Source organism: Streptomyces sp. cmx-4-9, from assembly GCF_046548835.1.
In the GTDB taxonomy this organism is placed as follows: domain Bacteria; phylum Actinomycetota; class Actinomycetes; order Streptomycetales; family Streptomycetaceae; genus Streptomyces.
In genome coordinates, this window is sequence record NZ_JAEBEE010000003.1 from 15,404 (window position 1) to 29,982 (window position 14,579).

Annotated in this window: 12 protein-coding genes; 9 read left to right on the forward strand and 3 right to left on the reverse strand. The window is 72.4% G+C overall.

Annotated elements, in window-relative coordinates; genetic code table 11:
* Positions 1–47: 47 nt before the first annotated feature.
* Both radA and disA read left to right on the forward strand, forming a co-directional pair.
* Positions 48–1,460: a DNA repair protein RadA gene (radA, locus tag ACLJTM_RS10975; RefSeq protein ID WP_411103320.1), complete on the forward strand. Its 1,413-nt coding sequence runs from the start codon at positions 48–50 to the stop codon at positions 1,458–1,460.
* 191 nt (positions 1,461–1,651) lie between these two features.
* Complete coding sequence (disA, locus tag ACLJTM_RS10980) at positions 1,652–2,776, forward strand: DNA integrity scanning diadenylate cyclase DisA (RefSeq protein WP_266936016.1); 1,125 nt, start codon at positions 1,652–1,654, stop codon at positions 2,774–2,776.
* Between the two features lie 129 nt (positions 2,777–2,905).
* Here disA and ACLJTM_RS10985 read toward each other — a convergent pair whose 3' ends face one another.
* The gene (locus tag ACLJTM_RS10985; RefSeq protein WP_411103321.1) at positions 2,906–3,739 is read right to left on the reverse strand and encodes a hypothetical protein; all 834 of its coding nucleotides are present in this window, start codon (positions 3,737–3,739) and stop codon (positions 2,906–2,908) included.
* Between the two features lie 247 nt (positions 3,740–3,986).
* Between ACLJTM_RS10985 and ACLJTM_RS10990 the strand changes: the two genes are divergently transcribed.
* From ACLJTM_RS10990 to ACLJTM_RS11020, 7 genes are all read left to right on the forward strand, one after another.
* Positions 3,987–4,628 carry a phosphatase PAP2 family protein gene (locus ACLJTM_RS10990; protein ID WP_411103322.1) on the forward strand — a complete coding sequence of 214 codons (642 nt, stop codon included), beginning with the start codon at positions 3,987–3,989 and terminating at the stop codon, positions 4,626–4,628.
* Positions 4,625–5,581, forward strand: coding sequence for an A/G-specific adenine glycosylase (locus ACLJTM_RS10995; protein ID WP_411103323.1), 957 nt, complete (start codon positions 4,625–4,627; stop codon positions 5,579–5,581). Before ACLJTM_RS10990 ends, ACLJTM_RS10995 begins: the two co-directional genes overlap by 4 nt.
* Positions 5,582–5,799: 218 nt before the next feature.
* Complete coding sequence (locus ACLJTM_RS11000; protein ID WP_150518482.1) at positions 5,800–6,360, forward strand: SigE family RNA polymerase sigma factor; 561 nt, start codon at positions 5,800–5,802, stop codon at positions 6,358–6,360.
* 38 nt (positions 6,361–6,398) lie between these two features.
* On the forward strand, positions 6,399–7,082 hold the full coding sequence (locus ACLJTM_RS11005) for a hypothetical protein (RefSeq protein ID WP_411103324.1): 684 nt from the start codon (positions 6,399–6,401) through the stop codon (positions 7,080–7,082).
* A 122-nt stretch (positions 7,083–7,204) separates the two neighbouring features.
* Positions 7,205–7,915, forward strand: a complete 711-nt coding sequence (cseB, locus tag ACLJTM_RS11010; RefSeq protein WP_411103325.1) for a two-component system response regulator CseB — start codon at positions 7,205–7,207, stop codon at positions 7,913–7,915.
* Entirely contained in the window at positions 7,912–9,228 is a 1,317-nt protein-coding gene (gene cseC / locus ACLJTM_RS11015) for a two-component system sensor histidine kinase CseC (protein WP_411103326.1), read from the forward strand. The genes cseB and cseC overlap by 4 nt, the downstream gene beginning before the upstream one ends.
* A gap of 68 nt (positions 9,229–9,296) precedes the next feature.
* The gene (locus ACLJTM_RS11020) at positions 9,297–10,535 is read left to right on the forward strand and encodes a LamG-like jellyroll fold domain-containing protein (protein WP_411103327.1); all 1,239 of its coding nucleotides are present in this window, start codon (positions 9,297–9,299) and stop codon (positions 10,533–10,535) included.
* A 72-nt stretch (positions 10,536–10,607) separates the two neighbouring features.
* Here the strand turns inward: ACLJTM_RS11020 and ACLJTM_RS11025 are convergent, their stop codons facing one another.
* Together ACLJTM_RS11025 and ACLJTM_RS11030 are read right to left on the reverse strand one after the other, a co-directional pair.
* On the reverse strand, positions 10,608–11,243 hold the full coding sequence (locus ACLJTM_RS11025; protein WP_411103328.1) for a M23 family metallopeptidase: 636 nt from the start codon (positions 11,241–11,243) through the stop codon (positions 10,608–10,610).
* A 691-nt stretch (positions 11,244–11,934) separates the two neighbouring features.
* Positions 11,935–14,460 (reverse strand): ATP-dependent Clp protease ATP-binding subunit, encoded by a 2,526-nt coding sequence (locus ACLJTM_RS11030; RefSeq protein WP_411103329.1) that lies wholly within the window; start codon positions 14,458–14,460, stop codon positions 11,935–11,937.
* Between the last annotated feature and the right edge of the window lie 119 nt (positions 14,461–14,579).

Here is a 14,579-nt window from a genome sequence, read left to right on the forward strand (position 1 = left end):
CCCCGGCGCGGCCCGGGCTGTCGGTGGCGGCGGCTACGGTGGGCGCCATGGCTGCCCGTACTGCTCGTTCATCCGCCAAGGACCGGCCGTCCTACCGCTGTACCGAGTGCGGGTGGACCACCGCGAAGTGGCTCGGGCGGTGCCCCGAGTGCCAGGCCTGGGGCACCGTCGAGGAGATGGGCGCGCCCGCGGTGCGGACCACCGCCGCGGGCCGGGTCTCCACCGCGGCCGTGCCGATCGCCCAGGTCGACGGGCGGACGGCGACCGCGCGCAGCACCGGTGTGGACGAACTCGACCGGGTCCTCGGCGGCGGCCTGGTGCCGGGCGCGGTGGTACTGCTCGCCGGGGAGCCCGGCGTCGGCAAGTCGACCCTGCTGCTGGACGTGGCGGCGAAGGCCTCCAGCGACGCGCACCGCACCCTCTACGTCACGGGCGAGGAGTCGGCGAGCCAGGTCCGGCTGCGGGCCGACCGCATCAAGGCGCTGAGCGACCACCTCTACCTCGCGGCCGAGACCGACCTGTCGGCGGTCCTCGGGCACCTCGACGCGGTGAAGCCCTCCCTGCTCATCCTGGACTCCGTACAGACGGTCGCCTCCCCGGAGATCGACGGCGCTCCCGGCGGCATGGCCCAGGTCCGCGAGGTGGCCGGGGCGCTGATCCGGGCCTCCAAGGAACGCGGGATGTCCACGCTCCTCGTGGGCCACGTGACGAAGGACGGGGCCATCGCGGGCCCCCGGCTCCTGGAGCACCTGGTCGACGTGGTGCTGAGCTTCGAGGGCGACCGGCACGCCCGGCTGCGTCTGGTGCGGGGCATCAAGAACCGGTACGGGGCCACCGACGAGGTGGGCTGCTTCGAGCTGCACGACGAAGGGATCACCGGGCTCGCCGATCCGAGCGGCCTGTTCCTGACCCGGCGCGCCGAGGCCGTGCCGGGGACCTGCCTGACCGTGACCCTGGAGGGCAAGCGGCCGCTGGTCGCGGAGGTGCAGGCGCTGACCGTGGACTCGCAGATCCCCTCCCCCCGGCGGACCACGTCGGGCCTGGAGACCTCGCGCGTCTCGATGATGCTGGCGGTCCTGGAGCAGCGCGGCCGCATCACGGCACTGGGCAAGCGCGACATCTACAGCGCCACGGTGGGCGGCGTGAAGCTCACCGAGCCCGCCGCCGACCTGGCGATCGCGCTCGCGCTGGCCTCGGCCGCGAGCGACGTGCCGCTGCCGAAGAACCTGGTCGCCATCGGGGAGGTGGGCCTGGCCGGCGAGGTGCGGCGGGTGACCGGTGTGCAGCGGCGGCTCGCGGAGGCGCACCGCCTGGGGTTCACGCACGCGCTGGTGCCGTCCGATCCGGGCAGGGTGCCCCCGGGGATGAAGGTCGTCGAGGTCGCCGACATGGGTGACGCGCTGCGGGTCCTGCCGCGCGGGCGCTCGCGCACCCCGGCCGGCGAGAAGGCCGCGCGGTAGCCGCCGCGGCAACCCCTTGGAGCCCTCTTCCGCTGGTCAGGGCCCCGTACGGGGTCTCCGCAGGGCCCACCTCGTCAAGCCACGGCGGGGCCACAGCCTGCGCCGGTAGACTTTGCGCTGGTCCGCCCGGCCGTACGCACGCCCTCGTGCCCGCAGCGCCGGACGGCGCAACCCGCGACCGGAGGAGTGCAGTGGCAGCCAAGGACGGGGCAGCAGCATCCGGCAAGTCGGGCGCGAGTTCCAAGCAGGAGGCCATGATGCGGGCCTCGCTCAGCGCGGTCGCACCCGGTCAGCCGTTGCGCGACGGCCTGGAACGGATCGTCCGCGGCAACACCGGCGGGCTCATCGTGCTGGGGATGGACAAGAGCGTCGAGGCCATGTGCACCGGCGGCTTCGTCCTGGACGTGGAGTTCACGGCGACCCGGCTGCGCGAGCTGTGCAAGCTCGACGGGGCGCTCATCCTCGACAAGGACATCACCAAGATCCTGCGGGCCGGTGTGCAGCTGGTGCCGGACGCCTCGATCCACACCGAGGAGACGGGCACCCGGCACCGCACCGCGGACCGCGTCTCGAAGCAGTGCGGCTTCCCCGTGGTGTCCGTGTCCCAGTCGATGCGGCTGATCGCCCTGTACGTGGACGGCGAGCGGCGCGTCCTGGAGGAGTCCGGGGCGATCCTGTCGCGGGCGAACCAGGCACTGGCCACGCTGGAGCGGTACAAGCTGCGTCTCGACGAGGTCGCGGGCACCCTGTCGGCGCTGGAGATCGAGGACCTCGTCACGGTCCGCGACGTGACGGCGGTCGCCCAGCGGCTGGAGATGGTCCGGCGCATCGCGACGGAGATCGCCGAATACGTGGTCGAACTGGGCACGGACGGACGGCTGCTGTCGCTCCAGCTGGACGAGCTGACGGTCGGGATCGAGCAGGAGCGGGAGCTGGTCATCCGGGACTACGTGCCGGAGCCGACGGCGAAGCGTTCCCGCACGGTGGACGAGGCGCTGGCCGAACTGGACGCGCTGACGCACCCGGAGCTGCTGGAGCTGGCCATCGTCGCGAAGGCGCTGGGGTACACGGGCTCGCCCGAGACCCTGGACTCCGCGGTGTCGCCGCGCGGGTACCGGCTGCTGGCGAAGGTGCCGCGGCTGCCCGGCGCGATCATCGAGCGGCTCGTGGAGCACTTCGGCGGCCTGCAGAAGCTGCTCGCGGCCAGCGTGGACGACCTGCAGACGGTGGACGGCGTGGGCGAGGCCCGGGCGCGCAGCGTCCGGGAGGGCCTGTCCCGGCTCGCGGAGTCCTCGATCCTGGAGCGCTACGTCTGACCGGCGGGTCCTGCCCGGCCCACCGACCCGCCGAGGAGCACCCCGGCCCGGGCCGTCGCGGCCGGCCCGGGCCCTGCGGGACCCGTACCGGCCGGGCCGGCCGCGGCGGTCCGGGCGCGGCGGTCCGGCCTATTCCGGCTTCAGGACGAACGAGGTGCGGGCGACCGGCATCCCCGGCGCCTTGACCTCGACCACGTACGTGTCCGGTGCGGCCTTCCCCGGCGGGGGTGACGGGCACTGGCCGGAGGCGCTGAACCCGCGGTCCCAGTCCAGCACCTGCTTGGTCTCGCCCTGCGCCGGAAGCCGGAGGAAGACACTGCCGGCGCCGGCGGGGCAGTCCGCCGAGGACCAGACCGCCTTGCTGGTGGTCGCCTGAAGAATGGTCAGGACCGCCTGCTGCGGGCCGAGATCCACCTTGCAGGTGGTCCCGGAGGTGTTGCGGGCGACCAGTTCGAGGCGGGGCTTCTCGTTCGCCTCGTACTCGTTCTTCGCACTCTTGACCTCCCACTGGAGCGCGCCGGTCGCGCAGGTGGGGAGCGGCGAGTCCGCGGGCACCTGGTCCGGCCCGCCGCCTGCCGCGCCGCCGGCCGCCGCGCCGACACCCGCACCCGTGCCCGAGCCGGAACCCGTGCCGGAGCCCGTGCCGCTGCCCGGTTCGCCGTTCTTCCCGGCGCCGCCCGGGCTGCCGCTCTCGGAGCCCGTGGTGCCGCTGCCGCCCGAGTTCCCGCGCCCGCCCGGGGCCTGACTGATCGCCGGCCCCGTGCCGGGCGGGCCGGGGGTGATCGAGGAGACGGGATCGGGGCGGCCTCCGCCCTTGCCGTTCGTACTCGACTTCCCCCCGCCGGAGGTGACGACCCATACGGCGAGGAGTGCCAGGAGCGCGGCAACGGACGCCAGCACGGCCCTCCGTCGCCAGTAGATGGAGGAGGGGAGCGGCCCGACCGGATTGCGCAGAGATCCCACGGACGGAACTTTACGAGAGTCCCGGACCCGATCAGTGCCCCACATGCCGTACGACGCCCTCGATTTGCCGATGATCAGCCTGCGGGCCCATCGCCGCGTCCGCACGGACCCCGCGCAGGACCCCGCGCAGGACCCGGCCGGGTCCTGCGCGCGACCCGTCAACGACCGGGCGAGCGCGCCGCGGACGCCGAGGTCCGGCCGGACGTCGGACGCGGTGGCCCCTTTCGGTTGAGTACCGTCGGTCGGCATGAACAGCTCCGGCCTCTACCGTGACATCACCGGTTTCGCCCACACGACCCCCGGCTGGGTGCAGTCGGTCCTGGAAGGGTGGACGGAGTACGGACTCCTGCTCTTCGGCGGCCTCTTCATAGCCGCGTGGTGGCGCGCCCGGGACCGGCGCAGCCACCGTGCGCTGGCCGTGGCCGTCCTCGCGGCGCCGGCCACCGCCGTCGCCTACGTCGTGTCCGAGGCCCTGAAGTCCCTCGTGGACGAGGAGCGGCCGTGCCGGGCCGTTGCGGGGGCGGTGGCCCCGCTCGTCGCGTGCCCGGCCCCCGGCGACTGGTCCTTCCCGAGCAACCACGCGGCCATCGCGGGCGCCTCCGCCGTGACGCTGGCGCTGGCGGTGCGCGGGCTGGCGCTGCTGACGGTGCCGCTGGCCCTGCTGATGGCCTTCTCCCGGGTTTTCGTGGGCGTGCACTACCCGCACGACGTCGCGGTCGGCCTCCTCATGGGCGGGGCGGTGGCCGCCCTCGTCGTCCTGGCCTTCGCCGGCCCCCTCAGCAGGATCACCGCCGCCATGCGGGCGAGCGGGGTCCGCGCCGCTGTCTGGTTCACCGGTCCCGGCCCGGCACGGCAGGGCGGAAACGTGCCAGGATGCCGTCTGCCATGACTGCATCCACATCCCCCTCCCCCTCCACCGCCGTGCCCGCCGGCTCCGGCCGCGCGCTGCACGCCCCCGTCATCGCGTGGTTCGACGAGCACGCCCGCGACCTGCCCTGGCGCCGCCCCGAAGCCGGACCCTGGGGGGTGATGGTCAGCGAGTTCATGCTCCAGCAGACCCCCGTCAGCCGGGTCCTGCCGGTGTACGAGCAGTGGCTGGCCCGCTGGCCCCGGCCCGCCGACCTGGCCGCGGAGGCCCCCGGCGAGGCCGTACGCGCCTGGGGGCGGCTCGGCTACCCGCGCAGGGCCCTGCGGCTGCACGGCGCGGCGCTGGCGATAACGGAACGGCACGGGGGTGACGTACCGCGGGAGCACGCCCAGCTGCTCGCCCTGCCCGGCATCGGGGAGTACACGGCCGCGGCCGTGGCCTCCTTCGCGTACGGGCAGCGGCACCCCGTCCTCGACACCAACGTCCGGCGGGTCTTCGCCCGGACCGCGACCGGCGTCGAGTACCCGCCGAACGCCACGACCGCTGCCGAGCGGCGCCTGGCCCGGGCCCTGCTGCCCGAGGACGAGGCCGTCGCGGCACGCTGGGCGGCGGCGTCGATGGAGCTGGGCGCGCTGGTGTGCACGGCCCGGACTCCGGACTGCGCCCGCTGCCCGGTGGCGGGGCTGTGCGCGTGGCGCCTCGCCGGCAAGCCCGCGCACGACGGGCCGCCGCGGCGCGGGCAGACGTACGCAGGGACGGACCGGCAGGTGCGGGGCAGGCTGCTGGCGGTGCTCCGCGAGGCGGTGGGCGCAGTGCCGCAGGCCGTGCTGGACACGGTCTGGGACGAGCCGGTGCAGCGGGCCCGGGCCCTGGACGGGCTGGTCTCCGACGGGCTGGTGGAGCCGCTCGCGCAGGGCATGTACCGGCTCCCGCAGTCGGCGCCGGCGCCCGGGAGGGATCCGCGCCGGGGGTGAGCGCAGGGTGGCGCCGGGATGTCGTGGCGGTACTCGAAACTGACTCGAAGATTCCACTTCCTCCCGGGAAACCGCAGCTCAACGGCGTTGTTACACAACCTATGGGTGTCCGTGCGTCCACCGAAGGCTGGCCCGCACAGGCCCGTGACAACGCCTCCGTACCTTCGGATCCGTAAGACAGCGGACGAGTGGGTGAACGGCAGCGGAGGCGGTCTGAGATGGCGCACGGTGAGGTACTCGAATTCGAGGAGTACGTACGCACCCGGCAGGACGCCCTGCTGCGCAGTGCCCGGCGCCTGGTGCCGGACCCCACGGACGCCCAGGACCTCCTGCAGACCGCCCTCGTGCGCACCTACGGCCGCTGGGACGGCATCGCCGACAAGTCCCTGGCCGACGCCTACCTCCGCCGGGTCATGATCAACACCCGCACCGAGTGGTGGCGCGCCCGCAAGCTCGAAGAGGTCCCCACCGAGCAGCTCCCGGACGCCTCCGTCGAGGACGGCTCCGACCAGCGGGCCGACCGCGCCCTGCTGATGGACATCCTCAAGGTCCTCGCGCCCAAGCAGCGCAGTGTCGTCGTGCTGCGACACTGGGAGCAGATGAGCACCGAGGAGACGGCCGCGGCGCTCGGAATGTCGGCGGGAACCGTGAAGAGCACCCTGCACCGCGCACTGGCCCGCCTCCGTCAGGAGCTGGAGAGCCGGGACCTGGACATGCGGGCGCTGGAACGCGGTGACCACACCATCCTGTACGAGGGGCGTGAGCGGTGCGCGGCCTGAACGGCCAAGGTCTGACGGACAGAACGTCACTTGCGCTGATGTCGGCGGGGACGGTCGTCCTCGTCGGCTCGGCGCTGTTGGCGGTCGGCTGCTCCACGGGCGGCACCGGGCTGCGCGACGGGGGGCCGGCGCGGACCGACGCGATGTCGAAGGCCGTGCAGTCCGTGGCGCCCTCCGGCTCCCCGGACCCCTCCGGCTCCCCGGACCCCTCCGGCGCGCCGGCCTCCGGCTCGGCCGATGCCTCCGCCGCGTCCGGGCGGCCCGCGAAGAAGGTCGACCCGGTGGCGCTCCTCAAGGCGGACCCCAAGGTCAGCGCCGAGGTCAAACGGGAGCTCAAACCCTGCACGGGCAAGGAGTACCCGGTGGACGTGAGCTACGGCCGGATCACCGGCAGCAGCGTCGTCGACATCGTGGTGAACGTGCTGTCCTGCGCCGATGCGCTGGGCCGGGGCTCGTACGTGTACCGCGCCGACGGCGGGACGTACGAGAATGTGTTCTCGGACGAACAGCCACCCGTGTACGCGGAGATCGACCGGGGCGATCTGGTGGTCACGAAGCCGGTGTACGGAAAGAGCGACCCGCTCTCCTACCCGTCGGGCGAGGACGTGCTCACCTACCGCTGGGACGGGGAGAAGTTCACCGAGCAGGACCGGGTCCACTCGGACTACAGCAACGTGGTCGACGGCGGCCTGCCCGCCCCGGCCACGAGTCAGAAGAACTGAGCACACAGCGCGCAGCACACAGCGTGCGGCGCGCGGCACGCGGCACGCGGCACACGGCACACGGCACACAGCACGCAGAACCGAAGAGCAGCAGAACCGAAGAACCGAGGCGAGGCTTCCGCATGGCCGAGACCCATGTCCTGTTCGTGGAGGACGACGACGTCATCCGCGAGGCCACGACCCTGGCGCTGGAGCGCGACGGGTTCGTGGTGACCGCCATGCCCGACGGCCTGTCCGGACTGGAGTCCTTCCGGGCCGACCGGCCGGACATCGCCCTGCTCGACGTGATGGTCCCCGGCATGGACGGGGTGAGCCTGTGCCGCCGCATCCGTGACGAGTCCACCGTTCCCGTGATCATGCTGTCGGCGCGGGCCGACAGCATCGACGTGGTGCTGGGCCTGGAGGCGGGCGCCGACGACTACGTCACCAAGCCCTTCGACGGTTCCGTGCTCGTCGCCCGGATCCGCGCCGTGCTGCGCCGCTTCGGCCACGCCGGCGGCCCGCAGAACGGCGCGGCGGGCGGCGACGAGGGACCGGCCGGTGAACGCGGGGTGCTCAACTTCGGAGACCTCCAGGTGGACACGGAGGGCATGGAGGTGCACAAGGCCGGCGCCGCCGTGGCCCTGACGCCCACCGAGATGCGGCTGCTGCTGGAGTTCTCGTCCGCGCCGGGCACCGTGCTGTCGCGCGACCGCCTGCTGGAGCGGGTCTGGGACTACGACTGGGGCGGCGACACCCGCGTCGTCGACGTCCACGTCCAGCGACTGCGCACCAAGATCGGGCAGGACCGGATCGAGACGGTCCGGGGCTTCGGATACAAGCTCAAGGCATGAGGCGCTTCACCCTCCGCACCGGGATCCGCTGGAAGATCACCCTCGCCATCGCCGCCGTCGGCGCGCTCACCGCGGTCGCGCTCAGCCTGGTGGTGCACAGCGCTGCCCGGGTGTCGATGCTGGAGAGCGCCCGCGAGGTCCAGCTGGACCGCGTGCAGTTCATGTCCCGCAACGTCGACGCCGGGCGCAAACCGCCGCTGGGCTTCAAGATCAACGACCCGGACCTGCCGTCCCAGTTGCGCCAGAAGGTGCAGTCGGGCCGGCGCGGGACGTTCGTGCAGGAGAACCCGGGCGGACCCCAGGAGGTCTGGGCCGCCGTACCGCTGGGCAACGGCCAGGCCCTGTCCCTGCACACCCAGTTCCGGGAGAGCGCCAACATGGTGCGCGACCTGGACCAGGCACTGGTCGTCGGCTCCCTCGCCGTGGTCATCGGCGGCTCCGCGCTCGGCGTGCTCATCGGCGGGCAGATCTCCCGCCGGCTGCGCAAGGCCGCGGCCGCCGCGCAGCGGGTGGCGCACGGGGACCCCGGGGTACGGGTCCGCGACGCGGTGGGCGGTGTCGTACGGGACGAGACCGACGATCTGGCCCGGGCGGTGGACGCCATGGCCGACGCCCTCCAGCAGCGGCTGGAGGCCGAGCGGCGGGTGACGGCGGACATCGCGCACGAACTGCGGACCCCGGTGACGGGACTGCTGACCGCGGCGGAACTGCTCCCCCCGGGCCGGCCGACCGAGCTGGTGCGCGACCGGGCGCAGGCGATGCGCGCGCTGGTCGAGGACGTGCTGGAAGTGGCCCGGCTGGACAGCGCCTCCGAGCGGGCCGAACTCCAGGACGTGGCGCTGGGCGAGTTCGTGTCCCGGCGGGTGAAGGCGCTGATGCCGGAGGCCTCCGTGCGGATCGTCGCGGACGAGATCGTCAGCACCGACCCGCGGCGCCTGGAGCGGATCCTGGGCAACCTGCTGGCCAATGCCGCACGGTACGGGCGGCCGCCGGTCCAGGTCGACGTCGAGGGCCGGGTGGTACGGGTCCGGGACCACGGGCCGGGCTTCCCGGAGGCGTTGCTGCGCGAGGGGCCGAGCCGTTTTCGCACCGGGTCGACGGACCGGGCGGGTGTGGGGCACGGGCTGGGGCTGACCATCGCGGAGGGGCAGGCACGGGTGCTGGGCGCCCGGCTGACCTTCCGCAACGTGGCCGCGCCCGGCGGCTTCGACCACGAGGGTGCGGCGGCCGGCGCGGTGGCGGTGCTGTGGCTGCCGGAGCACGCGCCGACGGCGACGGGGAGCTTCCCGGTCGTCAGCCTTCCACCGGGATAGGCCGGCTTCCCCGGCCGGATCGGTACCGGGCCGTCCGGTGCGCCGGCACGTGACTTAGCATCCGAGGCATGACCGACGCGAATTCCCCGAGCACTCCGCAGTCCGAGCCCTCCCCGGGGAGCGGCGGTTACGGGTTCCCGCCGGGGCCGCCCGCCTCCGGCGGCTACGGCTACCCGCCCGGTCCGCCCGCGCAGGGCGGCTACGGCCCTCCCTCGGGACCGCCTCCGATATCCGGCGGCGGCTACGGCTTCCCCCAGCAGGGGCAGCCCAACCCGTACCAGCAGGAGCCCGCGGCGCCCCACCCGTACCGGCAGGAGCCTGATCCGGGCCAGGGCGGCGGGCAGTGGCCTCCGCAGCAGCCGGACCGGCCCCAGGGCCAGCTGTTCACCCCGGCGCCCGCCCCGGAGCAGCCGGACTGGGAGGCGATGGCCGACCGGTCGGAGTCCGAGCGGCGCAAGAAGCGGTGGTGGATGCTGGGCGGCGCGGTGACCGTACTGGCGCTGCTCGCGGGCGGCGGGGCGTTCCTCCTGCTCGGCACCGACAAGGGCGAGGGGCCGAGCGAGGCCGACAGCCAGCCCTCGGTGTCCTCCTCCCCCACTCCGGAGGAGTCGGGCGCCACGAAGGCACCGGCCTACAGCGCCACCGTGGAGGGCGACGCGACGCTGCTGCGCGACAGCAACGGCAAGGCCGCCATCCGGCTGGCCCCCGACATGAAGCTCGGCCCGCTGGGCTCGCGCTTCCAGATCGTGGGCAGGGGGACCGGGAACTCGTACGCGCAGTCCGCGGAGCCCGTCGTGGACGTGTCCAAGAGCTTCACGCTCACGGCCCGCGTCTACAACTCCGCCGCGAAGGGCTCGCACATCGCGCTCAGCCAGGGCGACGGGGAGTCGTTCTCGTTCGAGCTGGGCGTGAACGAGGTGAACGGCAAGCAGGCCTGGATCTTCCGGGTGCAGACCGGGGACAAGGGCGCCGCGGCGACGGCGAAGACCGTGACCGCGGAGGGGCTCAGCATGGTCAAGACCGCGACGATGCTGATGGCGACCTACGACGCCGAGAAGAAGACCATCGCCCTGTACGTCGACGGGAAGAAGGCCCAGGAGGCCCAGGTCCCGCCGATCTGGCAGGCGCAGGGCCCGCTGCAGCTGGGCCGGTCCAAGCACCACAACATCTGGACCGGGCCCTGGCAGGGCGCCCTGCACAACATCCGGGTCTACGACACCGCGCTCACGGCGGAGCAGGCGGCCGCGTACAAGGAGGGCAAGCTCGGCGGGGCCGTGAAGCCGACGCACTCCTGGCTGCTCACCTGACGGCCGGACCGCCCCCGCTCGGCTGCCGGGGGCGGGGCGCCGCGGGTCCGCGCGGGGCGGTCGCCGGGACGGTCAGAGGGTGACGCCGGCGTTGCGCAGGAAGGCGACCGGGTTGACGGCGGAGCCGTAGTTCGGCGTGGTGCGGATCTCGAAGTGCAGGTGCGGGCCGCTGGAGTTGCCGGTGTTGCCGGACAGCGCGATCCGCTGGTTCATGTTGACCTTCTGGCCGACCTTGACCTTGATCTTCGAGAGGTGCGCGTACTGCGAGTACGTCTTGTTCGCGTGCTTGATCACGACGGCGTTGCCGTAGGCGGGGCCGTCGCCGCCGCCGTTGGGGCCGGCCTTGACGACGGTGCCGGCGGCCGCGGCCTTGACCTGCGTGCCGACCGGGACGGCGAAGTCCTGGCCGGAGTGCTTGTGGGACCACATGGTGCCGCCCTTGCCGAAGGTGGCGGACAGCGTGTAGGAGGCCACCGGCTTGATCCACAGCGGCTTCTTGGCGGCGGGCTTGGCGGCGGCGACGAGCTTGGCGGCCTGCGCCTGGGCGGTGGCCTGCTCGGCGACGAGCCGGGCGGTACCGGTGAGGGCGGTCTGGGTCGTGTCGGCGAAGGCAGCGGTCGTCCCGGCCCCGAGAGCAAGAACGGCGCCGAGAGCGGTTACGCCGGCGGCAATACGGGTACGGGGGGCGGTGACGTGCTTCGCGGACATGAAGGAGACCTCCGGGGCCGGGGACAAGGGCGGGCTCACGCCCGGTACGGGCATGAAGTGACCCGGCACGATGAAGCGCGTGCCGGGCTGGCTCATCCTTGGTAACCCGGGCCCCCGGACTTCCCCAAACGCCTCCGTTACTACCGGTCCTCGTAGGAGGACTCAGGCGGTCCGCCCTGTTGACGCGGTCCCTCCTGCGGTGAAAGTCCCTTTTCCGGGCCCGGTGGATCTACGAATACGCCTAGTACGTCCGATTTGTTCTGTGCGGCTTGTCACCGGTCTCCGCCGTTCGTCCCGACCGGTCCGGGACTGTCGGCGGGCAGCGGTGTGACGTGGACCTCCTCCGGAACAGCCCCCCGGCGGGCCCCGGTTCACCACCGGCGGGTGGCCGGCCGCAGGCCCCGCCCGCCGGTCCGCAGGACGCACGGGCCCCCCGACGGCTCTTGAGGACCCCGACGCCGCCCGGGGCCGTGTCGCGCACCGCCGGGGGGCCGCGCCCCGCCCGGGGCTGGTGGGCCCGAGAGCCGCCCGGTCCCCCGGAGAACCCCGTACGGCCCTCCGTCCAGCCCGGCACCCCCGCCGGGCCGGGTCCCGCCCGGCCGTACGGGCCCGGCGGGCGGGACCGCAAAAGGGGCGGCCCCGGAACCGTGTGGTTCCGGGGCCGCCCCTTCGCACTGCCACCGCTACGCGGTCACGCGCCCTTCGACAGGTCCGGGCCGGAGCCCGTGGCCTCGATCGGGGGGAGGTCCGGCAGAGCCGTCTTCTCCTCGCCGCGGAAGGTGAACTTGGCGGTCTCGCCCTCACCCTCCTTGCCGACGACCACGATCTGACCGGGCCGCAGCTCGCCGAAGAGGATCTTCTCCGAGAGCATGTCCTCGATCTCGCGCTGGATGGTCCGGCGCAGCGGGCGGGCGCCCATGATCGGGTCGTAGCCGCGCTTGGCGAGCAGGAGCTTCGCGTCACCGCTCAGCTCGATGCCCATGTCGCGGTCCTTCAGGCGCTCGTCGACCTTGGCGATCATGAGGTCGACGATCTGGATGATGTCTTCCTCGGTGAGCTGGTGGAAGACGACCGTGTCGTCGACACGGTTGAGGAACTCGGGCCGGAAGTGCTGCTTGAGCTCTTCGTTGACCTTTGCCTTCATCCGGTCGTAGCCGGTCTTGGTGTCGCCCTGGGCCGCGAAGCCCAGGTTGAACCCCTTCGAGATGTCCCGGGTACCCAGGTTGGTCGTCATGATGATGACCGTGTTCTTGAAGTCCACGACCCGGCCCTGGGAGTCGGTCAGGCGACCGTCCTCCAGGATCTGGAGAAGGGAATTGAAGATATCCGGGTGGGCCTTCTCGACCTCGTCGAAGAGGACGACGGAGAACGGCTTGCGGCGCACCTTCTCGGTGAGCTGGCCGCCCTCTTCGTAGCCCACGTAGCCGGGGGGCGAACCGAAGAGACGGGAAACCGTGTGCTTCTCGCTGAACTCCGACATGTCGAGGGAGATCAGCGCGTCCTCGTCGCCGAAGAGGAATTCGGCGAGCGTCTTCGAGAGCTCGGTCTTACCGACACCGGACGGACCGGCGAAGATGAACGAGCCACCCGGGCGCTTCGGGTCCTTCAGACCCGCACGGGTACGACGGATCGCCTGGGAGAGCGCCTTGATGGCGTCCTTCTGGCCGATGACCCGGCGGTGGAGCTCGTCCTCCATGCGGAGCAGACGCGAGGACTCCTCCTCGGTGAGCTTGAAGACGGGAATGCCGGTCGCGGTCGCGAGGACTTCGGCGATGAGCTCGCCGTCGACCTCGGCGACGACGTCCATGTCGCCGGCCTTCCATTCCTTCTCGCGCTTGGCCTTCGCCGCCAGCAGCTGCTTCTCCTTGTCGCGGAGCGACGCTGCCTTCTCGAAGTCCTGGGAGTCGATGGCCGACTCCTTGTCGCGGCGCACGCCCGCGATCTTCTCGTCGAACTCGCGGAGGTCCGGCGGTGCGGTCATCCGGCGGATGCGCATCCGGGAGCCGGCCTCGTCGATCAGGTCGATCGCCTTGTCCGGCAGGAAGCGGTCCGAGATGTACCGGTCCGCCAGCGTCGCCGCCTGGACGAGGGCCTCGTCCGTGATGGAGACGCGGTGGTGGGCCTCGTACCGGTCGCGCAGGCCCTTGAGGATCTCGATCGTGTGGGGGAGGGAAGGCTCCGCCACCTGGATCGGCTGGAAGCGGCGCTCAAGGGCCGCGTCCTTCTCGAGGTGCTTGCGGTACTCGTCCAGCGTCGTGGCACCGATGGTCTGGAGCTCACCACGGGCCAGCATGGGCTTCAGGATGCTGGCGGCGTCGATCGCGCCCTCGGCGGCGCCCGCACCCACGAGGGTGTGGAGCTCGTCGATGAACAGGATGATGTCGCCGCGGGTGCGGATCTCCTTGAGGACCTTCTTCAGGCGCTCCTCGAAGTCACCGCGGTAGCGGGAGCCGGCGACCAGGGCGCCGAGGTCAAGCGTGTAGAGGTGCTTGTCCTTGAGGGTCTCGGGGACCTCGCCCTTGACGATCGCCTGCGCCAGCCCCTCGACGACGGCGGTCTTGCCGACGCCGGGCTCGCCGATGAGGACCGGGTTGTTCTTGGTCCGGCGGGACAGCACCTGCATGACCCGCTCGATCTCCTTCTCGCGCCCGATGACCGGGTCGAGCTTGGATTCGCGGGCAGCCTGGGTGAGGTTGCGGCCGAACTGGTCCAGGACGAGCGAGGTCGAGGGCGTGCCCTCGGCCGGGCCGCCGGCCGTGGCCGACTCCTTGCCGCCCCCGGAGTACCCGGAGAGCAGCTGGATGACCTGCTGCCGGACCCGGTTGAGATCGGCGCCCAGCTTCACGAGGACCTGGGCGGCGACGCCCTCGCCCTCGCGGATCAGGCCGAGCAGGATGTGCTCGGTGCCGATGTAGTTGTGGCCGAGCTGGAGGGCCTCTCGGAGCGACAGCTCCAGGACCTTCTTCGCCCGCGGGGTGAAGGGGATGTGGCCGGAAGGGGCCTGCTGCCCCTGCCCGATGATCTCCTCAACCTGCTGGCGAACAGCCTCGAGCGAAATCCCGAGGCTCTCCAGGGCCTTAGCGGCGACACCCTCACCCTCGTGGATCAAGCCCAGGAGGATGTGCTCGGTGCCGATGTAGTTGTGGTTGAGCATCCGGGCTTCTTCCTGAGCCAGGACGACAACCCGCCGCGCGCGGTCGGTGAACCTCTCGAACATCGTTTATCGCTCCTCAGAGCGGTCGGGCAGTTCGGGGTCGGTCCCCGCCCTGTCCTTCCGCATGCTAGTCCCGCGGGGCGGGACAGCTCATTCCAACTGCCGACATCCGTCCGCGGCTC